Raw genomic sequence first — 23579 nt, 5'->3', positions numbered from 1 at the left:
GTGTGAGGTTGTCGAGGGTTATGACAGCCCTTTCTAAAACCAGTGTATGAAGCCTCCCCGAGGGTTCCCCGCAGGATCTCCGATGGTGATATCCGGAGGATCTCCGAAGGTTCGCTGGTCCGTGGCCGTGGCAGGGGGGCTTCGGGGCTGGTGAGTTGAAGAGGCAGCCCTTATCGTGCGGGCCCGGCGAAGGAGGCGTACGGATGCGGGTTCCCGTCGTGCAGCACAGCACCCGGCGGTGGCGGGCCCGGCGGCGGCGCGCCCTGTGGACCGGGGGTGAACTCCTCGTCACCGTCGGGGTCGTCCTCATGCTGCTTGTCGTCCACCAGCTGTGGTGGACCAACCGAGAGGCCCGGCACAACGCCCAGCGCAAGGTGCAGGCGCTGGAGAGGGAGTGGGGGACGCCGGGGGCGGCCGACCCCACGGCGGGTGCCGTTCCCGACCCGGAGACGGGCGACAGCGGCAGCGGCGGCGACGACACGGGTACCGGTAGCGGTACCGGCGCCACGAAGAATTCCTCCTCGCCCGCGCGGCGGCAGGGCACCGTCAACAGCGCGCAGTCGCGACCCCGTTGGTCCCAGGCCTACGCCATCCTCACCATCCCCCGCCTCTCCCTCCGCGTCCCCGTCGCCGAGGGCGTCAGCAAGCAGAACGTCCTCAACAAGGGGTACGTCGGCCATTACAAGGGCACCCAACAGCCGGGCCAGGCAGGGAACTTCGCGCTCGCGGGGCATCGGAACACGCACGGCGAGCCGTTCCGGTACATCAACAGGCTGAAGCGCGGGGACACGGTCGAGGTCGAGACCAAGGCCGCCGTGTACACGTACGTCGTCGACAAGACCCTTCCGCAGACCTCGGCGCGGGACAGCGGGGTCATCCGCAGCGTGCCCCGGAGTACGGTCCGGCCGTCGTACGGGTACAGCGCGCCCGGGTACTACATCACCCTCACCACCTGCACCCCCGAGTACACCTCGAAGTACCGGCTCGCGGTGTGGGGGAAGCTGCGGTCCATGCGGCTTCGCTAGGAGGGATCTCGTTGGGAGCGATCTCGCTGGAGCAACCTCGCCAGAAGCGGTAAGCGCCCCGAACGGCTAGAGGCGGGGCCTGCGCGGCGTCGGCGCCGGTCCCTTTCCCTGTACGTGCAGCAGTCCCGCGAGTTCGTACTGCGCCACGACGTCGCCCGCCTCGGCGCGCGGGCGGTACAGCGCCTCCGCCTCGGCGAAGCGGCCCAGTCTCGCCAGGCACGCTCCCAGGTCCCGCCAGGCGAAGCGATGTTCCAGCTCGACGGCGAGGCGGTACCACTCCACGGCGGTCACCAGGTCGCCGTCCCGCCGCTTCCAGAAGCCCAGTTGACTGGCGGCCCGTGCGCTGCCCGCCCGCGCCATGCCGGCCACCAGGTCCTCGGCCTCGGTCACTCGTCCCGATGCCCAGCAGCGCATTTCCTGGGCCATGATGACCAGCCAGTCGGGGTCCTGCCTGACCTGCGCCTCGCGGCGGAGCCAGTGTTCGGCCTCCGTCTCGTAGCGGGCGTCCGTGTGCGCGAGCCTGCTGGCGCTCCAGGCCAGCTCGCGCACCGCGTCCAGATGACCGGCCTCGGCCAGCGGCACGAGCCGGAGCTTCGCTTCCTCGCGGCGCCCTTGCCGCAACAGGTCGCTGCCGAGCTGGAATTGGGCGGAGGCGTCGCCGTCCGCTGCCGATGTCGCCATTGGCAGCACCCTATGGCTGAGGGGGCGCCCCTCCGCGATGCCCCCGGTGATCCCCCCGCCGTGACGCCCCCGGGTGATGCCCCTCGGGGTGACGCCCCCGTTGCGGCCCTCGTTACGGCCGCCCCCGTCAGGCCCGTCAGGCCGGTCAGGCCGGTCAGGCCGGTCAGGCCCGTCGGCCCGTCAGGCCCATCGCCCCGTCAGGCCAATTGCCCAGTCACGCCCGCTCCCGAAGCACCAGCACACTCACCGCCGCCAGCATCGCGAGCCCGGCGGAGACACCGATCGCGATGTCCGCGCCATGTGCGAGCCCACCCGTGGAGGTCACCAGCGCGATCGTGAGGGCGACGCCCGCGCAGGAACCGATGTAGCGGAACGTCTGCTGAGCCCCTGATCCCATCGCGGCCCGCTGTATCGGCACGGACTCGACCGCGAGCAGCGGCAGCGCGGCGTTCAGGAGGCCGCTGCCCACGCCCGCGACGACCAGGCCGGGGAGCAGCCGGGGCCAGGAGCCCGCGTCCACGGCACCCAGCATCGCGAGGACCCCGGCCGCGTGCAGCGCGAAGCCGAGGGCGAGCTGGTGGCGCGGTGAGACCCGGCCCGCGAGGCGCCGTGCCTGGAGGGCGACCGCGAAGGAGAGGCCTGACCAGAGCAGGAACAGCCACGCCGTGTCCATCGCGGACATCCCGAGCGTCCGCTGGAGCAGTGCCGGCAGGAAGCTGAACAGGCCGATCACCGCGAGGCCCGTGAAGAGTCCGCCCGCGGACGAGGCGAGGAAGCGGCGGTGCCGGAGCAGGCCGAGGTCGATCATGGGCGTACGACTGCGGGCCTCGACGACGACGAACACGGACGTCAGCACGAGGAACGCCAGCATCAGGAGGCCCACCGGTGTGCGCAGCCAGCCGTCGCGGCCCAGCGTCAGGGCCGCGACCAGGGACACCAGCGCGAGGCCGAACGTCAGCGCCCCCGCCAGGTCGGGACGGCCGCCCCGTGGCGCGCGGGACTCGGTGAGTGTCCGGGCGCTGAACAGAGCGACGACCAGCGCGGCGGCACCCAGCACCGCGTACGCCGCCCGCCAGTCCCACCCCGCTATCGCGCCCGCGAGCAACGGGCCCACCGCGATGCCGCCGCTGACGAAGGCGCCCCAGACGCCGGTCGCGTGCAGGCGTCCGCGGGGAGTCGGGAAGGCGTGCACGATCAGCCCCAGGCTGCTGGCGAGGATCGCCGCGCCGGCCGCGCCCTGGGCGATACGGGTGAGGGTGAACAGGAGGGTCGAGTTCGCGAGCGCACCCAGTGCCGTGGTGATGCCGAGCGCGACCGTGCCGGCCAGGAAGATCCGGCGGCGGCCGTAGTCGTCCGCGAGGCTGCCGGCGACCAGGAGCAGCGCGGCCAGGCCCAGCGGGGTGCCGTTGAGCAGCCAGGCCTGGGCGGAGACCGAGGTGTGCAGGGTGGCGACGGTGTCGGGGAGCGTGACCATCGGCGCCGTGTAGGTCATGAGGGCCACGGCGGTGGCGGCGCTGGTCAGGGCGAGGGTGGGGGCCGCGTGCGGGGTGTCCGCGGCCGGGGGTGCGGCGGCGGAGGGCGCGTCGGAGGAAGTCGGGTGCGTGGTGGTGGCGGTCCGGTCGAGCCCGGTCATGGCCTGCCCCTTCGGAACGGGTGGAGTGGGGGATGGGCGCGCGGGTAGGTTCGGTCATTGAACCCACTCACTGGCTCGACGGTAACACCCTAGGTTCGTTCACTGAACCAAGAAGTCGAAAAGTGGCTACAGTGGGGGGCATGGCTCTGGGCAAGGACTACGCGACGCAGGAGTGCTCGATCGCCCGCGCGCTCGAGGTCGTCGGCGAGCGCTGGACGCTCCTCGTCGTCCGCGACGCGCTCTACGGCGTACGGCGCTACAACGACTTCCTCGGCCACCTCGGCATCCCGCGCGCCGTCCTCGCGGCCCGTCTCCAGACGCTCACCGCCGAGGGCATCCTCGAAAAGCGCCGCTACCAGGAGTCGCCGCCGCGCGACGAGTACGTCATCACCGACCGGGGCATCGCGCTCTGGCCCACCCTGCGCTCGCTCGGCCTGTGGGGCCGCGAGCACTTCAGCGAGACCCAGCTGCGCGTCTTCCGCCACGTGACCTGCGGCACGGAGCTCGGCCCGTACGGCGAATGCTCCGTCTGCGGAACCGTCGTACCCGTTCCGGACGTCGAAATGGTGCCGGGCCCCGGGCTCGATCCGGACCCGGCGGATCCGATCAGCCGGGCACTGCTCAAGCCGAAGCGGTTGCTCGAACCGATCGAGACGGATTCGGCGAAGCTGGTCGCGGCGGATCCTGTATAACGGCAGGACGTGCGGAGACGAATGCACGTGCGGCACACGAGAGGCGAGAGGAGCAGCGATGATCCGTAGCTGGGCGAACATGCGTCCCGCCGCCGTGCTGCTGCTTCTGCTCCTTGAGGTCGCCCTGCTCGACACCGGCAGCGTCTCCGGCGCCGTCGCCGTGGCGTTCACCGCGACCGCCGCGGCCGGTTCCGCGCTCGCCGTCTGCGCCCTCATCGGCTCGCGCTGCGCGCCCACCGTCCCCCGTACGCGGGTACGGACGGCCCTCCGCGACCGTGAGCACCGTACGGCGTTCCTGCCCCAACGCGATCCCGACGCATCGGGGCGTACGCGCCCCCGAGCCCCCGGGCGTGCCCTCCCGACGGCCGCCGCGTAGGGACTCTCCGGATCTCAGGATCTCCGCATCTCCGGATCTCCGTAAGTTCGTAGCTGGACCCCGCGTGGGGCCGTCATGCCGCATTCCGTAACCCGGCACGACGAGACCCCCGGAGGGCTCACCCATGTCCACGTTCATGTCCGCTTTCGCGAGCCTGGTCGAGCAGCTCGCCGATCTGCTACAGCCCTTGTTCCACACCTCGGCGGCGGCTGCCGCGATCGTCCTGTTCACCGCGCTCGTACGGCTGCTCGTGCATCCTCTGTCGCGGGCCTCGGCGCGCGGACAGCGTGCCCGGGCGGCGCTCCAGCCGCAGATCGCGGAGCTGCGCAAGAAGCACGGCAAGGACCGTGAGAAGTTCCAGAAGGCGCTGATGGAGCTGCACGCGGAGGAGAAGGTGTCGCCGCTGTCCGGATGTCTGCCCAGCCTGTTCCAGATGCCGGCCTTCTTTCTCCTCTACCACCTGTTCTCCAGCTCGACGATCGGCGGCGAGGCCAACGCCCTGCTCGGGCACAAGCTGTTCGCCGCACCGCTCGGCGGCCGGTGGGCGGACGCGCTCGGCGACGGCGGGGTCTTCGGGGCGCAGGGCCTCGTCTACCTCGCCCTCTTCGCGGTCGTCGCGGCCGTCGCTGCCTTCAACTACCGGCGTACGAAGCGGATGATGGCGACGAGCGCTCCGGTGGCCGTGGCTGACGGTGAGCAGGTGCCCGGGCTCGCCTCGGTCAACAAGCTCATGCCGTTCATGTCCTTCTTCACGCTTTTCACCGTGGCGGTGGTGCCGCTGGCAGCCGCGCTGTACGTGGTGACGAGTACGACATGGAGTGCGGTGGAGCGGGCGGTGCTGTACCGGGACATGCCCGGCGCGGGGCCCGCGACGGCGGCCCTCGTCTGACCTCGGCGCCTGACCCCGGCCGTTGGTTACGGTCCAGTCCGTGAACGGGGTATTGCGGACTGGACGCCGAAATTGGAGGATCGACCAGTCCTCCGATGGCTGCACCCATCGGTCGACCGCCCGCGATCGAGGGAGATTGTGATCATGAAGCTGCTGCGAGTCGGTACGGCTGGGTCGGAGCGGCCCGCGCTGCTCGACGCCGAGGGGACCCTCCGGGATCTTTCGGGCATCGTCCCGGACATCGACGGGGCGCTGCTCGCCGACGACGCGGCGCTCGGCCGGATCCGTTCCGCCGCCGAGGCCGGTGAGCTGCCCGCGCTGGACGCGACCGGGCTGCGCGTCGGGCCGCCGCTCGCGCGCATCGGCAAGGTCGTGTGCATCGGGCTGAACTACCACGACCACGCCCGCGAGACCGGCGCCGAGCCGCCCGCCGAGCCGGTGATCTTCTTCAAGGCCGCGGACACGGTGATCGGCCCGAACGACACCGTGCTCGTGCCGCGCGGCTCGGTGAAGACCGACTGGGAGGTGGAGCTGGCGGTCGTCATCGGCCGTACGGCCCGCTATCTGGAGTCCCACGAGGAGGCGCTCGCGCATGTCGCCGGGTACGCGGTGGCGCACGACGTCTCCGAGCGCGAGTTCCAGATCGAGCGCGGGGGGACGTGGGACAAGGGGAAGAACTGCGAGACGTTCAATCCGCTGGGGCCGTGGCTGGTGACCGCGGACGAGGTGGCGGACCCGCAGAATCTCGCGCTGAAGCTCTGGGTGAACGGTGAGCTGAAGCAGGACGGGACGACGGCCGAGCAGATCTTTCCGGTGGCGGAAGTGGTGCGCTACGTCAGCCAGTTCATGACCTTGTACCCGGGCGATGTCATCAACACGGGTACGCCGGCGGGGGTTGCTCTGGGGCAGCCTGAGCCGAAGCCGTTCCTTCGGGCGGGTGACGTGGTGGAGCTGGAGATTGAGGGGCTCGGGCGTCAGCGCCAGCAGTTCAAGGACGCCTGAGCCCCCCGACTTCAGATCAGGAGGTCGGCCAGCCTGCGCCATGCCTCCCGCTGCAATCCGTCCCTGGGGCCGCCGTCCACCACCTGGATCGCCACATGGTCCGCACCCGCCTCGTGGAAGGCGTTGATGCGGTCGCGGATCCGGTCCTCGTCGCCCCATGCGTACAGCGCGTCGATCAGGCGGTCGCTGCCGCCGTCGGCCAGGTCGTCCTCGGTGAAGCCGAGGCGCAGGAAGCTGTTCGTGTAGTTGGGGAGGGAGAGGTACATGGCGAGGGCCTCGCGGGCCAGGGCGCGGGCACGGGTCGGGTCGGTCTCCGGGACGACCTTGAACTCGGGGGCCAGCAGCGGGGCCTCGCCCAGGATCGCGCGGGCCTGGGCGGTGTGCTCGGGCGTGACCAGGTAGGGGATCGCGCCCGCCGCCCGGTCGGCGGAGAGTTGCAGCGTCTTCGGACCGAGGGCCGCCAGGACCCGGCGCTCCGCGGGGACCCCGGCCGCGTCCAGCGCGTCGAGGTAGGCAACCAGGGCCGAGTACGGGCGGCGGTACTGGTCCGCGAGCTTGGCGTGGCTCACCCCGAGGCCGAGCACGAAGCGGCCGGGGTGGGCCGCATCCACCTCGGCGAAGCCCGCCGCGCTCGCCTCGGCGCCGTACTGCCAGATGCTCTGGATGCTGGTGCCGACCGTGAGGCGCGAGGTGGCTTCCAGTAGGGGTACGGCGTGGTGGGCGGCGCTGCTGCCGCCCAGCCAGACGGCGCCGTAGCCGAGCTGCTCCAGCTCGGCGGCGGCCTCGGCGATTTCGGCGCGCTTGGCGGGGTCCTCCGAGCGGAGTCCGACGCTCCAGATGCCGTAGCGGCCGGCTGTTTCCTTCAGGGCGGTTGTCATCGTTCCGTTCCCTCCGGGTGGGTGTCGTTCCATGATCGCTGTCTCGTACGACGGTCCCAACCGGAGGGTTCCTCGAGTTAATCCCGCCGGTGCTGTTCGGCCAGGAACTGCTCCAGCGCCTCCACCACGAGGCGGTGGTCCTGGAGCTGAGGCAGGCCGGAGACCGTGACCGTGCCGATCACGCCGACGTCCTCGACGTTGATCGGGAACGAGCCGCCGTGTGCCGCGTACACGTCGGGGTCGAGACGCGAGGACTCCTCGAACGTCGTGCCCTTGGCGCGGAAGCGGGAGCCGGCCAGGAGTGACGAGCAGCCGTAGCGCTCGACGACGCGGCGCTTGCGGTCGATCCAGGCGTCGTTGTCCGGGGTCGAGCCGGGCAGCGCCGCGTGGAAGAGCTGCTGGCCGCCGCGGCGGATGTCGATGGCGACGGGGGCGTGACGGTCCCTGGCCATCTCGACGAGGCGTGTGCCGAGGGTCCAGGCGTCGTCGTACGTGAAGTGGGGGAGCGTCAAGCGACGCTCCTGCTCCTCGAGTTCGGGGATCTCCGGTGCGTTCACAGGGACACCACCACTCCCTCGCGGGCGGAGCGGCGGGCCGCCTCCAGGACGTCGAGGGCGGCCGCGGCCTCGTGCGCGGTGACCGGGTTGGGGGCTCCGTCGCGGAGGGCGGCGGCGACGGCCGCGTAGTACGCGGGGTACGCGCCGGGGAGCGTGGGTTCGGGTCGGCCGCCGCCGGTCAGCGGGGACTCTCCGGAGCCGACGCGGCCCCACAGGGACTCGGGCTCGACACCCCACTCGGCGTCCGAGCCGGCGTCCGTGCCGGGCCGCTTGCCCTCGCGGAGGTCCGCCTCCTGCGGGTCGAGGCCGTACTTCACATAACCGGCCTGCGAGCCCAGGACGCGGAAGCGCGGGCCGAGTTGGGCGGTCGTCGCGGAGACGTAGAGGTGGGAGCGCACCCCGTTCGCGTGTGTGATCGCGATGAACGTGTCGTCGTCGGTCTGCGCGCCCGGGCGGCGGATGTCCGACTCGGCGTACACCGAGGTCGCGGGGCCGAAGAGGACGAGGGCCTGGTCTACGACATGGCTGCCGAGGTCGTAGAGGAGACCTCCGATCTCTGCCGGGTCGCCGGACTCGCGCCAGCCGCCCTTGGGCTGCGGGCGCCAGCGCTCGAAGCGGGAGTCGAAGCGCTGGACGTCGCCCAACTCGCCCTCGGCGAGCAGCTTGCGGACGGTCAGGAAGTCGTTGTCCCAGCGGCGGTTCTGGAAGACGGAGAGCAGGAGGCCGCGTTCGTCGGCCAGGGCGGCCAGCTCGCGGGCCTCCGCCGCCGTACCGGCGAGGGGCTTGTCGACGACGACCGGGAGGCCCGCCTTGAGTGCGGCCGTGGCGATCGGGACGTGGGTCTTGTTCGGGGACGCGATGACGATCAGGTCCAGCTCGTCGGCGCGCGCCCACAGCTCGTCGGGCGTGGCGGCGAACCGGAGGCCGGCGCCGAACTCGGCGCGCGCCTGCTCCTGCCGCTCCGGGTTGGACGTGACGACCGTGTCGAGGGTCAGCCCCTCGGTCGCGGCGATCAGCGGGGCGTGGAAGACGGAGCCCGCGAGGCCGTAGCCGACGAGGCCCACACGGAGGGGAGTACCAGTCATGCCTGTCATGGTCTCTACTTTCGCAACGCTGTTGCCAAAGTGCAAGCGCGGGGGACAATGGTGGCGTGAACAGGAGTGATGGGGAGTCGGGCGTGGGGGTGCCGGGAGCGGTGCGGGGGCCGGAGGTGCCTGGGTTGGCGGACGTGCCTGGGGTGGTGGACATGTCTGGGGTAGCGGATGCGCCTGGAGTGGCGGATGTACCGGGGGTGCGTGGCGGCCGGGGCGGGGAGGCGGGGGTGAATCTGCTGAATCTGCGGAGTCACAACGCCGCGCTCGTGCTCGATCTGCTGCGCACGGCCGGGCCGGCCGGGATCAGCCGGCTCGAACTCGCCGAGCGGACCGGGCTGACCCCGCAGGCCGTCAGCAAGATCACCGCGCGGCTGCGGGCGGAGGGGCTGGCCGTGGAGGCGGGACGCCGGGCGTCCACCGGTGGCAAGCCTCGTACGGTGCTGCGGCTGGTGCCCGAGGCCGGTCATGCGGTGGGGCTGCATCTCGACCGGGACGAGCTGACGGTGGTGCTCTGCGATCTCACGGGGGCCGTGGTGGCTGAGCGGCGGGCTTCGTTGGGGCTGGGGGCCGGGGCCGATGCGGTGGTCGAGGGGGCGGCCGGGGAGGTGGAGGCCCTGATCGCGGGGGTGTCCGTGTTGGGGGTGGGGGTGGCGCTGCCCGGGCCTCTCGATCATGCGCGGGGGGTTTTGCACCGGGTCACCGGGTTTCCGGAGTGGGACGGGTTTCCGTTGCGGGATGTGCTGGTGGGGCGGTTGGGGGTGCCGGTGGTGGTGGACAAGGACACCAATGCGGCGGCGTTGGGGATTGCCTTGGGGGGCGGGAGTGGTGCCGAGGCCGCCGGGTCCTTCGCCTATCTGCATTTGGGTACGGGGCTGGGGGCTGGGCTCGTGATTGGTGGGGGTGTGCATCGGGGGGCCCGTACGGGGGCGGGGGAGTTCGGGCATCAGGTCATTCAGTTGGGGGGGCCGGTGTGTGGGTGTGGGGACCGGGGGTGCATCGAGGTGTTGTGTCTGGAGGCGGTGGGGCGGGGGGATGTGGATGAGGCCGCGCGGGTGATGGGGGTTGGTGCGGCGAATCTGGTGGGGCTGTTGGACATTGATCTTGTGTTGCTGGGTGGGCGGACGGTTGCGGGTCATCCGGAGGCGTTTGTGGGGGGTGTGCGGGCGGTGTTGGGGGAGCGGGCTCGGCGGGAGGGGGTCGGGGCGGGGGTTCCGGTGCGGGTTGCCTCCGGTGGGGCGCGGGGGGTTGCGGAGGGGGCGGCTCAGTTGTTGTTGGCGCCGGTGTTTGGGCGGGGGGAGGGGTAAGGGGGTTCTTTCGCCCCCGCCGCCCCTACCCGTCCCATCCCGTTCCTGGAGGCTGCGCCCCCAGACCCCCTGGGTTGTGTGTCGTCTGCCGGACGGTGGGGGTTGCTCGCGCAGTTCCCCGCGCCCCTAAAAGACAAAAGACCGGGGGCGGGCCGGGGGCGACGGGGCGCAGCCCCGAGCCGTTAGGGGCGCGGGGAACTGCGCGACCAGCCCCCACCGGCCCGCAGCCGACTAACAACCCAGGGGGTCTGGGGGCGCAGCCCCCAGGAACGGGATGGGGCGGGTAGGGGCGGCGGGGGCGAAAACCCCACCCCCAGCCACCGCCGTGCCGGGCCGCCAGGTGGGGGACTTTCGGAGGGGAACGGGGCCGGTGCCGGGCGTGGCGGACGGGGCGGGGTGTGGGGGCGTGGCAGGGTCACGGGGGCCGTTGCCCGGTAGCGAGTGATGTTTCCGTCTGCTGATTCCCCTGCTGATTCCCTGCTGTTTCCGCCCGCTGTTTCTGCCTGATGTTTCCGATCCCGATTCCTGCCGCTCTCGATCGGCCGAAGGCCTCCCATGCGACTGCGCAAGTCCCTCCGCTTCCGCCTCCCCCTCCTCCTCCCGCTCACCCTTCCCCTCCTCCTGACCGTCGCCGCCCCCACCCACGCTCACCCGCTCGTCCCCGCGACCCCCCGCCCCACCTGCGCCGCCCCCGACACCCGGGACTTCCCCATCAAGACCCGGATCCACGGGGGGCCGGCCACCTATGACGTCGGTGGTGACTACCAGACCTGGTACATCGACCTCAGCAACACCACGGCGCACACCTGCGGCGGCATTCACCCGATCGTCGTGCTCGTGGACGGGAAGCGGGCGCTGCGGCCGGGGCAGGCGCGGCTGGAGTTCTATGAGGGGGAGCGGTCGCATCCGGTGAAGTTCGAGACGAGTGACGAGGCCGAGAACGTGGGGGCGTTCGACGACGGGTTCCCGGGGTTCACCGTGGGACCCGGGCGGACGCTCACCGTGAAGGTGCGCCTCTCCGTGACCTCCGACGCGACCGCACCGAACGACGTCGTCGCCAACGCGGCGGTCGTGCAGCGCCACAACGACGACGGCGACTGGGTGGGGGAGTCGAACGACTACCGGTTCCGTATCGAAGGAGAGGAGGAGGGCGAGGACGAGGGCGACGAGGGCGACGGGAGCGACGGGAACTCCGAGAACAGCGACGGTGGCGGCGAGGGTCTTGACGGCACCGGTGGCGATGGCGATGGCGATGCCAGTGGCGGTGACGACAGCGGCGTACGCGACGGGGCGGCACCGTCCGCCGACGAGCTCGCCCAGACCGGACCGGGCGCACCGCACGAGCTCGGCGTGGCGGCCGGCCTCGTGCTGTTCGTCCTGGGAACCACCCTGCTCGCCGTAACCCGCCGGGCACGCCTTCGTCGCCGCTGACCCCGGCACCCCGGCACCCCGGCACCTGGAACTCGCGGAGACAATCCCATCTGCGACGATCCCACCGTGAACTACCCGGACTACCCGAACGACCAGGCCCCCGGCGCCCCCGTCCGCTCCGGCATCCCGGAGCACGGCCGTATCCCGAAGTACTACGCGGTCAAGGCGCACATCGCCCTGCTGATCGAGGAGTTGGGCGAAGGGGGGCTCCTGCCCACCGAGCGTGATCTCGCCGAGAAGTGCGAAGTCGCCCGCGAGACCGTGCGGCAGGCGTTGCGGGAGCTGCTGCTGGAGGGGAAGCTGCGGCGGCAGGGGCGCGGGACGGTCGTCGCCGGGCCGAAGCTGGAGCAGCCGCTCTCCCTCGCCAGCTACACCGAGGGCGTACGGCGGCAGGGGCGCACCCCCGGTCGTACGCTCATCTCGCTCGACCGCTTCCCCTGCCCCGAGGCCCTCGCCGCCGAGGCCGGGCTCACGCGCGGCGAACCCGTCTGGCACATGGAGCGTGTCCTGCTCGCGGACGACGAGCGGGTCGGACTGGAGAGCACCTATGTCGCCGTGGCCCGCGTGCCCGGCCTCGACCGCGACTTCGACCCCGACTCCTCCTTCTACGCCTACCTCCACGACCGGCTCGGCATCGTGTTCGGCGACGCGGACGAGCGGATCGAGACCGTGCTGGCCACCCCGCGCGAGGCGTTGCTCATCGGTACGCCGCCCGCGTTGCCGATGCTGCTGATCCACCGGGTCTCGCGGGACACGGAAGGGCTGCCGCTGGAGCGGGTGCGGACGCTGTACCGGGGGGATCGCTTCTCGTTCACCGCTCACCTTCAAGGTTGACAGCGGGTTCAAGTCCAAGGCTGACAGCGGGTTCAAGGCTGACAGTGGTTGACGGCGGGCGGGCTTCGGCTCGCCCCTCTTTTATAACCAACAGGTAACGGGTCTAGCCCAAACGTGATGAGCGGTTCACCATCTGGTTGCTGGCCGGACCCTTTCGATTCCCCCGTCCCGAGGAGCGTTGCCGTCGTGAGAGTGATAGTCGTCGGAGCAGGTGTGGTGGGCACCCTGCATGCCTGGCATGCGGTGGAGCGCGGCCATGAGGTCGTACAGATCGAGCGTGAGGCGGAGGCCCGCGGGGCCTCGCTGCGCAACTTCGGACAGATCTGGGTGAGTGGTCGCGCCGGAGGAGAGGAGCTCGAAACCGCCCTGCGGGCACGGGAGTTGTGGGAAGCGATCGGGGCGCGCGTGCCCGGGCTCGGGTTCCGGGCCAACGGGTCGCTGACACCCGTGCGCAATGACCTCGAACTCGCCGTCGCCGAGGCCGCCTTGGCCCGTCCGGACGCCGCGGCCCGTGGCTACAAGCTGCTCACGGCCGACGAAGCGCGTGCGGTGAACCCGGCACTGCGGGGAGCGTTCGACGCCGCCCTGTACTGCGAGCGCGACGCGGCCGTCGAGCCGCGCACCGCCCAACTCGCCCTGCGGGAACATCTGTTGAGGTCGCCGAACTACACCTTTCTGCCGGGGCGCGAGGTCCGTGATGTCGTCGGTGAGCGAGCGGTTCGCGACGATCACGGGGAGGTGCACGGCGGGGACGCGGTCGTGCTGTGCACGGGGGCCTGGCTCGGCGGTCTGGTACGGGAGCTGGCGGGGCCCGGGCTGCCCGTGCGGCGCGTACGGCTGCAGATGATGCAGACCGATCCGCTGGGCGAGCCGCTCACGACGTCCGTCGCCGACGCGGACAGCTTCCGCTACTACCCCGCGTACCGAAGCCCCGCCCTCGACGAACTCGACGCGCGCCGACCGCAGTCCGCGACCGCCGCCGCGCACCGGATGCAGCTGCTCATGGTGCAGCGTGCGGACGGCGGGCTGACCATCGGCGACACCCACGAGTACGAGCACCCCTTCGCCTTCGACACCCTCGAAGACCCCTACGACCACCTCGCCGAGGTCGTCGAGTCCTTCCTCGGGCGGCCGCTGCCGAAGATCCGGCGCCGCTGGGCCGGGGTGTACGCGCAGTGCACGGACCCGAGCCGGGTCGTGCACCGGCAGCGGGTGCGCGACGGGGTGTGGCTGGTCACCGGCCCCGGCGGGCGCGGGATGACCTGCTCGCCCGCCCTCGCCGAGACGACCGCCGACGAGCTGGGATGGTGACCGAATTGACCTCGAACGACATACGGGATTCGACCGCGGACGAAACGCGAGAACCGGCCCCGAACGGCATACGGGAATCGGTCGCTGACGACATACGACTCGTGGTGCTCGACATGGCCGGCACCACCGTCGCCGACGGCGGGCTCGTCGAGCAGGCGTTCGCCGCGGCCGCCGGGGAGCTGGGCGTCGAGCCCGGGTCCGCCGATCACGCCGAGAAGCTGGCGTACGTCCGGGCCACCATGGGCGAGTCCAAGATCTCCGTCTTCCGGGAGCTGTTCGGGGCGGAGGACCTCGCCCGGCGGGCCAACTCCGCCTTCGAGAGGGCGTACGGGGAACTCGTCGACGGAGGGCGGATCGCGCCGATCGCCGGGGCGCGCGAGGCGATCGAGGAGCTCACGGAGGCCGGGCGGACGGTCGTGCTCACCACCGGGTTCGCCCGGGTCACCCAGGACGCCATCCTCGATGCCCTGGGCTGGCGGGAGCTGGTGCCGCTCACGCTGTGCCCGGCCGACGCGGGGGGCCGGGGGCGGCCGAACCCCGACATGGTGCTGGAGGCGTTCCTGCGGACCCGGGCCGCGGAGGGTGTGCGACAGGTCGCCGTCGTGGGGGACACCTCGTACGACATGCTCAGCGGCGTACGCGCCGGAGCGGGTGTGGTGGCCGGGGTGCTCACCGGGGCGCACGGAGACGCGGCGTTGCGTGCGGCGGGGGCCATGTGCGTACTCAGGTCCGTCGCCGAACTGCCCGCTCTCCTCAAGGGAGTTGAGTGATGGACGGCGGTATTCGCTTCGACCGGGTGTCCGTCGCGTACGGCGGGACCACCGTCCTCGACTCGCTCGACCTCACCGTCGAGCCGGGCGAGGTCATGGCGCGCAAGGACGTCGAGGCCACCGACGCGAACGCCATCGCCCTCACCAAGCTGATGGACGGCGTGGAGATCTTCGCACCGGACTGGACCGAGATCGACAAGAACCTGCAGAGTGACGTCGAAGACTGGAAAACCGCGACCGGCAGCTGACTGAGAACGATCGCTAGGCTGGGATTCCGCAGCCCGGCGTGAGTCACCCAGCCCAGCGTGAGTCACACAGCACGGCGTACGTCAGGAGACCGGCACATGTCAGAGCGCAAGCCCATCGAATCGTGGCTCACCGACATGGACGGTGTGCTCATCCACGAGGGTGTGCCGATCCCCGGCGCCGATGCCTTCATCAAGAAGCTGCGGGAGTCCGGGAAGCCGTTCCTGGTGCTCACCAACAACTCGATCTACACCGCCCGCGACCTGCACGCCAGGCTCCAGCGCATGGGTCTGGACGTGCCGGTCGAGAACATCTGGACCTCCGCCCTGGCCACCGCCAAGTTCCTGGAGGACCAGCGCCCGGGCGGAACGGCGTACGTCATCGGCGAGGCGGGTCTGACGACGGCGCTGCACGACATCGGGTACGTCCTCACCGACCACGACCCCGACTACGTCGTCCTCGGCGAGACCCGCACGTACTCCTTCGAGGCCATGACCAAGGCGGTCCGGCTGATCAAGGGCGGCGCCCGTTTCATCGCCACCAACCCCGACGAGACCGGCCCGTCCACGGAGGGCCCGCTGCCCGCCACGGGCGCGGTGGCCGCGCTGATCACCAAGGCGACCGGCAAGCAGCCGTACTTCGCGGGCAAGCCGAACCCGCTGATGATGCGGACCGGTCTGAACGCCATCGGGGCGCACTCCGAGACCAGCGCGATGATCGGCGACCGCATGGACACCGACGTGCTGGCCGGCCTGGAGGCCGGGATGACGACGTTCCTGGTGCTCACCGGCCTGACCACGCCCGCCGAGATCGAGCAGTACCCGTACCGGCCGTCGAAGATCGTGGACTCGATCGCGGACCTGGTCGAGCGCATTTAGTCCAGCACGGCGACCGCATCTGGTCCAAACCATTCAGAACCCGTACGGAGCAGTCGCGCCCCTCTGAAGATGCGGTCCGCCGCCCCGAGGAGGAGTCTCCAGGTATCTGGAGGTTCACGATGCGCTCAATGCGACTCACTCTCTGTGCCGGGGCGGTGGTCGCGGCCGCGTTCACGCCCGTCGCGTACGCGGCCGAACTCACGGGCGACCCGGCGGGCGGCGTCTCCGTGACGCCCGCGTCCCCCGACCCCGGCGGCGACATCCAAGTACGCGCGACGGGCTGCACGGGCCGGACGGGCACCGCGTCGTCGGCCGCGTTCGTCGCGGACGCGCAGCTCACGGGCCAGGGCGGTGATGCGCTCGTCGGCGATACGCGGGTGCCCACCTCGCTCACGCCCGGCACGTACGACATCAAGGTCAGCTGCGACGGCGGCGACGCCAGGGTCACGGGCACGGTCACCGTCGGGCAGCAGGGCGGTCCGGGTGCCTCCGTGCCCGCGTCGCCGGTCGCGCCCGTGCACGCGGGCGGCGGCGGCACCGCGCACCTCGCCTCCGTCGACGCCCGGGCGACCGGGCCCGGCACCAGGCAGGCGGTGATCGGCCTCGTCCTCGCGAGCGTCGCCGCCGTCGCCGTGGCGGTGCGCAGTGCGCGCCGGGGCCGCGACAGCCGGGACTGACGAGTCCGCCATGTCTGAACGGGAAGAACGGGAGCGTTCCTCCGGCACCGGGCGGCTGCTCACAGGTGTCGCCTGGGCGGTGCTGCTGCTCGGGCTGTGGCTGTGGGGCCGCGAGCTGACGGACGTACGGCAAGGGATATCGGCGCCGACGACAGGGGACATCGCGGCCGTCGGACGGCCGCCGGAGGTCCGGCTGCCGCCCGCGCTGAAACCGCTCGGGAACGCGCGCCCGCAGCGCATCGACATCCCGTCGATGGGGGTGCAGGCGCCCGTCGTGGCCCGCGGGCTCGACGCGCAGGGGGCGATCGATCCGCCGCCGTTCGACCAGCCGGGAGTCGTCGGCTGGTACGCGAGCGGGGCGAAACCGGGGGCGGCCGGGACCGCGCTGTTCGTGGGGCACGTCGACACCGAGACCCGGCCCGCGGTCTTCTACAAGCTCAGCGCGGTACGGCCCGGCGAGACGGTCCGGGTGATCCGCGACGACGGGACGGTCGCCGAGTTCACCGTGGACGACGTCCAGGTACTCCCACGCGACCACTTCGACGCCCAACAGGCCTACGGCGTAAGGCAGTCGGGGCGGGCCGAGCTGCGGCTCATCACCTGCGGCGGCACGTTCGACCGGGCCAGCCGCAGCTACACGGCGAACGTGATCGTGTCGGCGTACCTCACGGGAAGCGGACTGTGAGCCGTACCGGCAAGCGGATGACGATCCGTCGGCGGAGAGCGAGCTGATCCGTACCTGGCCCGGTCGACGGCCCGCTCCCCCGAAACCGCCGACCGGGCTGGTCCTCGACCGCGCGCGCACGGGCTGCGGGAGTAACCCGGCGACCGGCACGGGAGGTAGGTGGGAGCCGTCCGCGAGGGGTGGGCGGACGGCGCAACTGGCCGGGGGTTGGGGCCATTTGAGGCAACTGTAGAACGGATGAGCGTTTTGGCCTAGGGGTTGTTTGACGCCAAGTCGACAGCCGGTGGCTCTGTGTCATCCACACAGGTGGTGGGGGTCTTCACCAGGGTCGCGGCGGCCCGTCGCTCAGATCGTCCGGGTCCACCGAGCCGTCGATCACCGCCGTCGCCACCTCGTCCAGCGGCAGCCGGTGCCGGCGGGCGTACTGGCGCAGCGCCAGGAACGCCTGGTCGACCCCCGTGTCCCAGCGCTCGGCGAGCATGCCCTTCGCCTGTTCGATGCGTACGCGGCTGGAGAGGACGCCCTGCAACTGGCCAGCCAGGGTGCGGTATTGCGCGTACACCCGGTGGTTCTGCAGGCCGACGGCCGCCGCGTCGGCGAGGACCTGGGCCAGCAGCACGCCGCCGTCCTCCTCGGGCGGTGCGCCGTGCTCGGGGACGGCGGGCACGAAGACGTTGAGCGCCCCGAGCAGGGTCTCGCGGCGGCGCAGCGGGACCGCGAAGGTCGCGGCGATGTCGTGGCGCAGCGCCCGCTCCGTGAAGTCGGGCCAGCGGGACGCGGCATGGGCGACGCTGATCGAGACGGGTGGCACGGGCCGCCCCGTGCCGTAACTGTCGCGGCAGGGACCGTGGCGGTGCTGGACGGCCAACAGGTCGAGGGCGACGTCCTGTTGGCGGCTGCTCACCGCGAGCGACACCGCCTCGCCGCCGTCGATCAGCATGATCCCGGCGGCCCGCGCGCCCAGGAGCTCCACGCAGTGGTCGGACAGGCGCTGCAGATACTGCGCGGTGTCGAACCCGTCGGACAGCGTGTCCGAGGCCTCCAGCAGGGCCGACGCCAGCAGCATTTCCCGGCTGCCGTGGTGCATGTCCCGTACCCCGATTCCGTTGTCCCCCGTCCTCCCCTCGTTCAGCCGCGCCTACCCGGAGGGCCAGGGCTGTAACAGCTCTCCGACAAGCGTCGGGCGATCTCGTGGGCGAGGCGACACGTATGTCAGGATTGAGACTTAGGACGGTGCACCCAAGGGGGAGTTGGATGTACGGCAGCACGAGGGCCGGGGCACGGGCGTCCGTAGCGGTGGCGGGGGCGGCACTGCTGCTCGCGGGGTGTTTCTCCTCCGGGGGCGACAGCGACAAGGGCGACGGAACCGGTTCCAAGGTCACACAACAGCCCAAGAACTCGGACCCGTTCTGGGTCAACCCGGACGGGAACGCGGCCGAGCAGGTCGCCACCTATGTGAAGGCGGGCAAGACCGACGACGCCGAGCAGATCCGCAAGATAGCCGAGCAGCCGACCGGCGAGTGGATCGGCCCGGAGAACCCGGAACAGGAGGCGCGCGGCTTCACCGAGGCCGCCGAGAAGGCCGACCGCGCCGCGATCCTGGTCCTCTACAACATTCCGCACCGCGACTGCGGCCAGTTCTCGCAAGGAGGCGCCGCCGACGGCAACGCCTACCGGGCCTGGATCGACGGGGTCGCCCGGGGCATCGAGGACCGCCCCGCCACGGTGATCCTCGAACCGGACGCGATCCTGCACCTGGTCAACCAGTGCACTCCGGCCGAGTACCAGGAGGAGCGCTACTTCCTCCTCAAGAGCGCCATCACCAAGCTCAAGTCCCTGAAGAACACAAAGGTCTACCTGGACGCCGGCAACGCGGGCTGGGGCCATCCCGACCAGATCTTCCAGCCGCTCCAGCTGGCGGGCATCGACCAGGCCGACGGCTTCGCCGTCAACGTCTCCAACTTCTACTCGACCCAGGACTCCATCGCGTACGGCAAGCAGCTGTCCGCCAAGGTGGGCAACAAACACTTCGTCATCGACACCAGCCGCAACGGCAACGGCCCCTACACGGCCGGCAAGGCCGACGAGAACTGGTGCAACCCGCCCGGCCGATCCCTGGGCGAGTCCCCCACGACCAAGACCGCCGACCCCCTCGTGGACGCCTACCTCTGGGTCAAGCGCCCAGGAGAGTCGGACGGCACGTGCAAGGGCGGCCCCAAGGCGGGCCAGTGGTGGGCGGATTATGCGCTGAAGCTCGCCAAGGCTTCCAAATAGCAAGCAGCAACCCCCGCGCCCCTTTCTTTAGGGGCGCGGGGAACTGCGCGACCAGCCACGACGAACCCGCAGCCAAAAACCGAACCCGCGGAAGCGCTACGGCACCTTGACCCACTGCGCCTTACTAGGCGTCCCTTGGTCATCAGTCACGAACAACATGTACCAACCGGACTCCACGAGATTCCGGTTCTTCGGCACAGTCACCGTGATCCCGTCCTTCGTCTTCTTGAAGTCCAGCGCGATAGACCGCTGATCCACATCAGTGACATGCGTCGACGCGCTAGGCCGAATAAGCCGAGCCGTCTTGATGGACGACGCGTGCTGAGAGGTGAACGTCGCCGAGCCGCCGCGGGCGACCGTCTTCGGCCCGCCCGAAAGCGACGGCCGCGAATCCCGGTACAGATACGGCGGCGTATAGATCTCGATGCGCTGCTCGAACGTCGCGGGCTTGGTGTTGGCCTTGTCCGCGTAGAGCGAGTTGGAGCCGAAGAACATCACGCGGCCGTCGGGCAGCAGGATCGAGCCCGAGTGGTAGTTGCGGCCGACCAGCGGGTCCGCGACCCGGTCGAAGGTGTTCGACGTGGGGTTGTAGATCCGCGCCTGGAGGATGTTGGAGTCGCCGCGCCCGCGGTAGTCCTCGGAGCCGCCGGACACCAGGACGCTGTCGTCGGGCAGGATCGAGGACTGCGGATAGCGGGTGCCCTTGTCCAGTTCGGGCCCGTCCACGAACTTCGGGTTCTTGTCCTTGAGGTCGATGAGCCGGGTCTTCTTGCTGGACAGCGCGGACTCGCCGACCCCGCCACCGCCGATCACCATGTACTTCTCGTCCTGCGCGGGCGGCAGCAGCACCGTGCCGGACGTCTCCATCATGTTCGGGTCGCTCAGGCCCTTGAGCTTGGTGAACTTGTTGGTCGCCACGTCCCAGATGCCGGGGTCACGGCCGACGTCGTCCGGTCCGTAGCCCGCGTTCGAACCCGAGTAGAACATCTCGCCGTTCTGCATCAGGCTGATCGCCGGGTAGGTCGGGAACTGCCGGATGCCCTTGGTGTACGTCCACTTCTTGGTCTTCGGGTCGAAGACCTCGTTCTTGCCCGGGACCAGCTGGCCGATCTCGTCCAGGCCGGAGAGGCTGAGGACCTTGCCGTCCGACAGGGTGGTGAGCGTCGGGTACCAGCGGGCCTCGTTCATCGGGTCGACCTTGATGTACTTCTCGGCGACCGGATCGAACTCGTAGGCGTCCCGGATCCCCTGGAAGTCCTTCTTGTCCAGGGCGAGCTTCTGCGCGATGCCGTACGTGTTGCGGGCGTCGGCGCCGGTCAGGCCCTGGACCCGGTAGTTGTCCTGGGTGCCCGTCTCGTGCTTCTGGCCGCTCTTCTGCGCCTCGACATAGATACGGCCGAGGCCCGGGTCGTTGCGCAGGAACTTGCCGGTCGCCTTGTCGAAGACCTTCTTGGCGCGCGGGACGAGCACCGGGTCCTTGGAGACGAACGTCTTGCCGTTCTTCTTGCCGGTGAACTTGGTGCCGGCGGGCAGCGTGATCGGCTTGTCGGGGTTCTCGTTGTGGACGACCATCAGGCCGCCGGCCTTGGTGACGTCACCCTTCAGCGTCTCGTACCGCTTGGTGCCGCCGGCGATCAGCAGATTGCCGTTGGCGAGCTGCGTGTGGCCCGTGCAGAACAGGTCGGCCGGGGTCGGGATCTTCTTGATGGTGCCCTTGACCGGGTCCCAGATCCGCGTGTCGAACTTCTTCGCGTCGAAGTTGTCCTGGTTGTTGCCCGAGCCCGCGATCAGCAGGATCTTGCCGGTGTGCAGCAGCGCCGCGTGAATGGTGTTCAGGCGGTATTCCTTGGGGAACTGGACGATGTCCCAGTGGCCGTTATCGGCTTTGTACTCCGGCTTGTTGATCGTGTACTGGTGGTATTTGTCCGTTCCGAAGCGATACAGCCACGGCCCGTTCATCCCGGCCAGAGCGAGCACCACCACCCCGGTTATCCCGAGGCGGCGGGCACGGCGGCGACGGGCACCGTCTTTCATTTGTTATGTCCCCCAAGGGAAATCTGCATGGTCTGGTCGTTGCCGCCGCCGCCCTGCGCCGCGGCCCAACTGGGCTTGTGCTGCGGGGCATGCGGGGCGTGCTGCTCCTGCTGCGGCACAGAGGACTGTGCGGGCAGGTGCACCGGCTCCTCGGGTGGCACCGGCGGCTTCTTCCGTTCCTGGCGCATGGTCCAGCGCCAGGCGAAGATCGGCGACGCGGTGATCAGCAGGGCGAAGGAGGCCCAGGTGAGCATCGCGGGGTGGGAGTGCCCGAGGAGGACGCCGGCCGCGATCGAGCCGGCGAAGACCAGGATGAAGAAGAGGTGGATCCGGAAGGTTCCGAACAGTGTGTCGGGGCTTGCCGAATCGCCCTTGGGGGTCACCACGAACTTGCTCTTGCGGCGCAGCACGGCGTCCATCAGGGACCGGGCGTAGATGGGCGCGGACAGCGCCGACATCACCATGCCGGCCACACCGCCCGAACCCTCCGGCTCGTGCGGCGAGACGTTGTGCCGGCGGTTCCAGATGTACAGGCCGATCTGCAGCGCGGAGGCGTTGCCGTAGAGCATCAGCCAGACCGTCGGGTCGATGTTCACGCCCGATGCGCCGAGGCCAAGGAACAGCGCGCAACTCAGCGCCGCGAGGATCCAGTTGAGGGCCGACATCGGGTAGAAGATGATCATCATCGTGTAGTTGAAGAGCTTGCCCGGAGGCATCGAGAAGAAGCCCTTCCAGTACTGCTTGAGGATCGTCTCGTACGTACCTCTGGACCAGCGCAGCTGCTGCGTGAAGAAGTCCGTCCAGGCGTTCGGCCCCTCACCGACCGCGAGGACGTCCGGCGTGTAGACGGACCTCCACTTCTTGCCCGTCGCCGGATTCTTCGCGCGGTGGATCTCGAAGCCGGTCGCCATGTCCTCGGTGATCGAGTCGTACAGACCGCCGATCTGCTTCAGCGCCTTGATGCGTACGGCGTTGGAGGTGCCCACGAACATCGGGGAGCCGTAGAAGTTGCCGGCCCGCTGGATCAGGGCGTGGAAGAGGAACTGCTGCGATTCGGCGGCCTTGGTGATGAACGAGTCGTAATTGCCGTACACCTGGGGGCCGATGACGAAGCCGACGTTCGGGTCGCGGAAGAAGCCGAGCATCCGCTCCAGGTAGTTGGGCAGCGGTACGTGGTCGGTGTCGACCGAGGCGAAGTAGTCGTAGTCGTCGCCGTGCGCTTCCAGCCAGGCGTTGTAGTTGCCGTGCTTGGTCTTCGCGCGGTGCGGGCCCTTGGCCTGGTTCCACTTCGCGACGCCCTTGCGGGAGAAGTGGTGCACGCCCAGGCGCGCGCAGACCTCCTTCACCTCCGGGTCGTCGCCCTCGTCGAGGAGCCAGACATGCAGAAGGCCCCGGTGGCGCAGCTTGACGGCCGCCTCCAGGGTCTTCGTCACCATGGCGAGGGGTTCCTTGCCGGGCACGAAAGAGGTGAGGAAGGCGACTCTGGTGCCGGTTTCGGGCACCACCGGGACCGGGTCGCGGGCGACCAGGGTGGCGTGCGCGTTCGACAGCACGTTCATGCAGCGGAAGAACTCGATCAGACCGATCGACACCAGCATCACGATGTCGAGTGCCGGCAGGAAGTCGTAGGCGGGATAGTCGCGTTCGGTCCAGTGCTCCGGCTGGAGCAGCCAGCCGAGCAGGATCAGTGAGAGCAGTGGCGCGGCGCCCAGCATGAGCGCGGCCCTTATGCGGTGCGGCTCCTGCGACAGCAGTGAGCGGTACTGCACCCGGTACGGCTTGTTCGGGTCGGGCTGCGTGAGGGGCCCCGCGAGCCGGCTGTAGTGCTCGTAGTCGTATTTCGGCAGGCTCTTCTTGATCCTGCGGAATCCGCCGGTCCGGTGCGATGGCACACGGAGCTGGGTCGTCTCGGACGGGTCGAAGTTCTGCCGGGCGCCCGTCGGCGTCGACGTCATGAGTCATCCCCCCGCACGCACCGTCAGGCGCGTGTTCGTCGGTCCTTGTCGCCCGCTCGGGTCCCCCTCGACCGTCCCGGACGCATCACTGGCAGGCCAGCGTCACCACATCTTCCACACCGTATAGACATGGAACGACGACCTTCCGGTTGCATGATGCCCCCCTCGGCATCGATTCATGATCGGGGCCCCCAACCCCCCATGATCACAACCGGCCATGCCCCCAACTGTCAGGTATCGACAGTCCCTTGAAGCCCAGGGTTCTACGCCGTTCATCATGATCGCAAGATGCGAAACGCGGTGTTAACCGGTCATACGCGCTAATTGGGACGCGTGTACGAGCGTGGGGTCGA

The 23579-nt window shown here is 70.1% G+C and carries 23 protein-coding genes; 15 read left to right on the top strand and 8 right to left on the bottom strand.

The annotated features are described in order from the left end of the window. Positions 1 to 203: 203 nt before the first annotated feature. Positions 204 to 1025: a class E sortase gene (locus OG975_RS18085; RefSeq protein ID WP_406330312.1), complete on the top strand. Its 822-nt coding sequence runs from the start codon at positions 204 to 206 to the stop codon at positions 1023 to 1025. Positions 1026 to 1091: 66 nt separating this feature from the next. On the opposite strand, the gene OG975_RS18080 is transcribed toward OG975_RS18085, so the two are convergent. Both OG975_RS18080 and OG975_RS18075 read right to left on the bottom strand, forming a co-directional pair. After that, complete coding sequence (locus OG975_RS18080; RefSeq protein ID WP_406330311.1) at positions 1092 to 1706, bottom strand: hypothetical protein; 615 nt, start codon at positions 1704 to 1706, stop codon at positions 1092 to 1094. Between the two features lie 214 nt (positions 1707 to 1920). Next, entirely contained in the window at positions 1921 to 3339 is a 1419-nt protein-coding gene (locus OG975_RS18075) for an MFS transporter (RefSeq protein ID WP_406330310.1), read from the bottom strand. A gap of 140 nt (positions 3340 to 3479) precedes the next feature. On the opposite strand from OG975_RS18075, the gene OG975_RS18070 reads away from it, so the two are divergent. The 4 genes from OG975_RS18070 (at position 3480) to OG975_RS18055 (ending at position 6298) form a co-directional block, all read left to right on the top strand. Next, complete coding sequence (locus OG975_RS18070; RefSeq protein ID WP_406330309.1) at positions 3480 to 4031, top strand: winged helix-turn-helix transcriptional regulator; 552 nt, start codon at positions 3480 to 3482, stop codon at positions 4029 to 4031. Between the two features lie 58 nt (positions 4032 to 4089). After that, positions 4090 to 4407, top strand: coding sequence for a DUF6412 domain-containing protein (locus OG975_RS18065; protein ID WP_406330308.1), 318 nt, complete (start codon positions 4090 to 4092; stop codon positions 4405 to 4407). Positions 4408 to 4531: 124 nt separating this feature from the next. After that, the gene (locus OG975_RS18060) at positions 4532 to 5296 is read left to right on the top strand and encodes a YidC/Oxa1 family membrane protein insertase (RefSeq protein WP_406330307.1); all 765 of its coding nucleotides are present in this window, start codon (positions 4532 to 4534) and stop codon (positions 5294 to 5296) included. A gap of 144 nt (positions 5297 to 5440) precedes the next feature. Next, on the top strand, positions 5441 to 6298 hold the full coding sequence (locus OG975_RS18055; protein WP_406330306.1) for a fumarylacetoacetate hydrolase family protein: 858 nt from the start codon (positions 5441 to 5443) through the stop codon (positions 6296 to 6298). Between the two features lie 11 nt (positions 6299 to 6309). Here OG975_RS18055 and OG975_RS18050 read toward each other — a convergent pair whose 3' ends face one another. The 3 genes from OG975_RS18050 to OG975_RS18040 all read right to left on the bottom strand — a co-directional run bounded on the left by OG975_RS18050 (position 6310) and on the right by OG975_RS18040 (position 8827). Further along, the gene (locus OG975_RS18050; RefSeq protein WP_406330305.1) at positions 6310 to 7176 is read right to left on the bottom strand and encodes an LLM class F420-dependent oxidoreductase; all 867 of its coding nucleotides are present in this window, start codon (positions 7174 to 7176) and stop codon (positions 6310 to 6312) included. 77 nt (positions 7177 to 7253) lie between these two features. Then, the gene (locus OG975_RS18045; RefSeq protein WP_406330304.1) at positions 7254 to 7733 is read right to left on the bottom strand and encodes a heme-degrading domain-containing protein; all 480 of its coding nucleotides are present in this window, start codon (positions 7731 to 7733) and stop codon (positions 7254 to 7256) included. Further along, positions 7730 to 8827, bottom strand: coding sequence for a Gfo/Idh/MocA family oxidoreductase (locus OG975_RS18040; RefSeq protein ID WP_406330303.1), 1098 nt, complete (start codon positions 8825 to 8827; stop codon positions 7730 to 7732). Before OG975_RS18040 ends, OG975_RS18045 begins: the two co-directional genes overlap by 4 nt. Positions 8828 to 8979: 152 nt before the next feature. Between OG975_RS18040 and OG975_RS18035 the strand changes: the two genes are divergently transcribed. The 9 genes from OG975_RS18035 (at position 8980) to OG975_RS17995 (ending at position 16963) form a co-directional block, all read left to right on the top strand. Beyond that, positions 8980 to 10131 carry an ROK family protein gene (locus OG975_RS18035; protein ID WP_406336310.1) on the top strand — a complete coding sequence of 384 codons (1152 nt, stop codon included), beginning with the start codon at positions 8980 to 8982 and terminating at the stop codon, positions 10129 to 10131. A gap of 555 nt (positions 10132 to 10686) precedes the next feature. Beyond that, entirely contained in the window at positions 10687 to 11562 is an 876-nt protein-coding gene (locus tag OG975_RS18030; RefSeq protein WP_406330302.1) for a hypothetical protein, read from the top strand. Between the two features lie 66 nt (positions 11563 to 11628). Continuing rightward, positions 11629 to 12396, top strand: coding sequence for a GntR family transcriptional regulator (locus OG975_RS18025; RefSeq protein WP_406330301.1), 768 nt, complete (start codon positions 11629 to 11631; stop codon positions 12394 to 12396). Between the two features lie 186 nt (positions 12397 to 12582). Then, positions 12583 to 13707, top strand: a complete 1125-nt coding sequence (locus OG975_RS18020) for a TIGR03364 family FAD-dependent oxidoreductase (protein WP_406330300.1) — start codon at positions 12583 to 12585, stop codon at positions 13705 to 13707. Beyond that, a complete protein-coding gene (locus tag OG975_RS18015; protein ID WP_406330299.1) occupies positions 13701 to 14477 on the top strand; it encodes an HAD family hydrolase in 777 nt (258 codons plus the stop codon). The genes OG975_RS18020 and OG975_RS18015 overlap by 7 nt, the downstream gene beginning before the upstream one ends. Then, complete coding sequence (locus tag OG975_RS18010) at positions 14477 to 14725, top strand: hypothetical protein (RefSeq protein ID WP_406336789.1); 249 nt, start codon at positions 14477 to 14479, stop codon at positions 14723 to 14725. The genes OG975_RS18015 and OG975_RS18010 overlap by 1 nt, the downstream gene beginning before the upstream one ends. A gap of 96 nt (positions 14726 to 14821) precedes the next feature. Next, positions 14822 to 15601, top strand: coding sequence for an HAD-IIA family hydrolase (locus tag OG975_RS18005; RefSeq protein WP_327428981.1), 780 nt, complete (start codon positions 14822 to 14824; stop codon positions 15599 to 15601). A 119-nt stretch (positions 15602 to 15720) separates the two neighbouring features. Further along, complete coding sequence (locus OG975_RS18000) at positions 15721 to 16278, top strand: hypothetical protein (RefSeq protein WP_406330297.1); 558 nt, start codon at positions 15721 to 15723, stop codon at positions 16276 to 16278. A gap of 10 nt (positions 16279 to 16288) precedes the next feature. Then, complete coding sequence (locus OG975_RS17995) at positions 16289 to 16963, top strand: class F sortase (RefSeq protein WP_330304838.1); 675 nt, start codon at positions 16289 to 16291, stop codon at positions 16961 to 16963. 319 nt (positions 16964 to 17282) lie between these two features. Here the strand turns inward: OG975_RS17995 and OG975_RS17990 are convergent, their stop codons facing one another. Beyond that, positions 17283 to 18050: a GAF and ANTAR domain-containing protein gene (locus OG975_RS17990; RefSeq protein WP_406330295.1), complete on the bottom strand. Its 768-nt coding sequence runs from the start codon at positions 18048 to 18050 to the stop codon at positions 17283 to 17285. Between the two features lie 167 nt (positions 18051 to 18217). On the opposite strand from OG975_RS17990, the gene OG975_RS17985 reads away from it, so the two are divergent. Beyond that, positions 18218 to 19237: a glycoside hydrolase family 6 protein gene (locus tag OG975_RS17985; RefSeq protein ID WP_406330294.1), complete on the top strand. Its 1020-nt coding sequence runs from the start codon at positions 18218 to 18220 to the stop codon at positions 19235 to 19237. Positions 19238 to 19333: 96 nt separating this feature from the next. Here the strand turns inward: OG975_RS17985 and OG975_RS17980 are convergent, their stop codons facing one another. Both OG975_RS17980 and OG975_RS17975 read right to left on the bottom strand, forming a co-directional pair. Next, positions 19334 to 21271 carry a galactose oxidase-like domain-containing protein gene (locus OG975_RS17980; protein WP_406330293.1) on the bottom strand — a complete coding sequence of 646 codons (1938 nt, stop codon included), beginning with the start codon at positions 21269 to 21271 and terminating at the stop codon, positions 19334 to 19336. Beyond that, positions 21268 to 23226: a glycosyltransferase family 2 protein gene (locus OG975_RS17975; RefSeq protein ID WP_406330292.1), complete on the bottom strand. Its 1959-nt coding sequence runs from the start codon at positions 23224 to 23226 to the stop codon at positions 21268 to 21270. Before OG975_RS17975 ends, OG975_RS17980 begins: the two co-directional genes overlap by 4 nt. Between the last annotated feature and the right edge of the window lie 353 nt (positions 23227 to 23579).

The organism is Streptomyces sp. NBC_00203 (genome assembly GCF_045206325.1).
Lineage (GTDB): Bacteria > Actinomycetota > Actinomycetes > Streptomycetales > Streptomycetaceae > Streptomyces > Streptomyces lutosisoli.
This window is presented reverse-complemented; position numbering and strand designations above follow the sequence as displayed.

Bases quoted from the DNA above. Each gene is read 5' to 3' on its own strand.
- OG975_RS18085 (WP_406330312.1), top strand. From the start codon at position 204: ATGCGGGTTCCCGTCGTGCAGCACAGCACCCGGCGGTGGCGGGCCCGG.
- OG975_RS18080 (WP_406330311.1), bottom strand. From the start codon at position 1,706: ATGGCGACATCGGCAGCGGACGGCGACGCCTCCGCCCAATTCCAGCTC.
- OG975_RS18075 (WP_406330310.1), bottom strand. From the start codon at position 3,339: ATGACCGGGCTCGACCGGACCGCCACCACCACGCACCCGACTTCCTCC.
- OG975_RS18070 (WP_406330309.1), top strand. From the start codon at position 3,480: ATGGCTCTGGGCAAGGACTACGCGACGCAGGAGTGCTCGATCGCCCGC.
- OG975_RS18065 (WP_406330308.1), top strand. From the start codon at position 4,090: ATGATCCGTAGCTGGGCGAACATGCGTCCCGCCGCCGTGCTGCTGCTT.
- OG975_RS18060 (WP_406330307.1), top strand. From the start codon at position 4,532: ATGTCCACGTTCATGTCCGCTTTCGCGAGCCTGGTCGAGCAGCTCGCC.
- OG975_RS18055 (WP_406330306.1), top strand. From the start codon at position 5,441: ATGAAGCTGCTGCGAGTCGGTACGGCTGGGTCGGAGCGGCCCGCGCTG.
- OG975_RS18050 (WP_406330305.1), bottom strand. From the start codon at position 7,176: ATGACAACCGCCCTGAAGGAAACAGCCGGCCGCTACGGCATCTGGAGC.
- OG975_RS18040 (WP_406330303.1), bottom strand. From the start codon at position 8,827: ATGACAGGCATGACTGGTACTCCCCTCCGTGTGGGCCTCGTCGGCTAC.
- OG975_RS18035 (WP_406336310.1), top strand. From the start codon at position 8,980: ATGTCTGGGGTAGCGGATGCGCCTGGAGTGGCGGATGTACCGGGGGTG.
- OG975_RS18030 (WP_406330302.1), top strand. From the start codon at position 10,687: ATGCGACTGCGCAAGTCCCTCCGCTTCCGCCTCCCCCTCCTCCTCCCG.
- OG975_RS18015 (WP_406330299.1), top strand. From the start codon at position 13,701: ATGGTGACCGAATTGACCTCGAACGACATACGGGATTCGACCGCGGAC.
- OG975_RS18010 (WP_406336789.1), top strand. From the start codon at position 14,477: ATGGACGGCGGTATTCGCTTCGACCGGGTGTCCGTCGCGTACGGCGGG.
- OG975_RS18005 (WP_327428981.1), top strand. From the start codon at position 14,822: ATGTCAGAGCGCAAGCCCATCGAATCGTGGCTCACCGACATGGACGGT.
- OG975_RS18000 (WP_406330297.1), top strand. From the start codon at position 15,721: ATGCGCTCAATGCGACTCACTCTCTGTGCCGGGGCGGTGGTCGCGGCC.
- OG975_RS17995 (WP_330304838.1), top strand. From the start codon at position 16,289: ATGTCTGAACGGGAAGAACGGGAGCGTTCCTCCGGCACCGGGCGGCTG.
- OG975_RS17990 (WP_406330295.1), bottom strand. From the start codon at position 18,050: ATGCACCACGGCAGCCGGGAAATGCTGCTGGCGTCGGCCCTGCTGGAG.
- OG975_RS17985 (WP_406330294.1), top strand. From the start codon at position 18,218: ATGTACGGCAGCACGAGGGCCGGGGCACGGGCGTCCGTAGCGGTGGCG.
- OG975_RS17980 (WP_406330293.1), bottom strand. From the start codon at position 21,271: ATGAAAGACGGTGCCCGTCGCCGCCGTGCCCGCCGCCTCGGGATAACC.
- OG975_RS17975 (WP_406330292.1), bottom strand. From the start codon at position 23,226: ATGACGTCGACGCCGACGGGCGCCCGGCAGAACTTCGACCCGTCCGAG.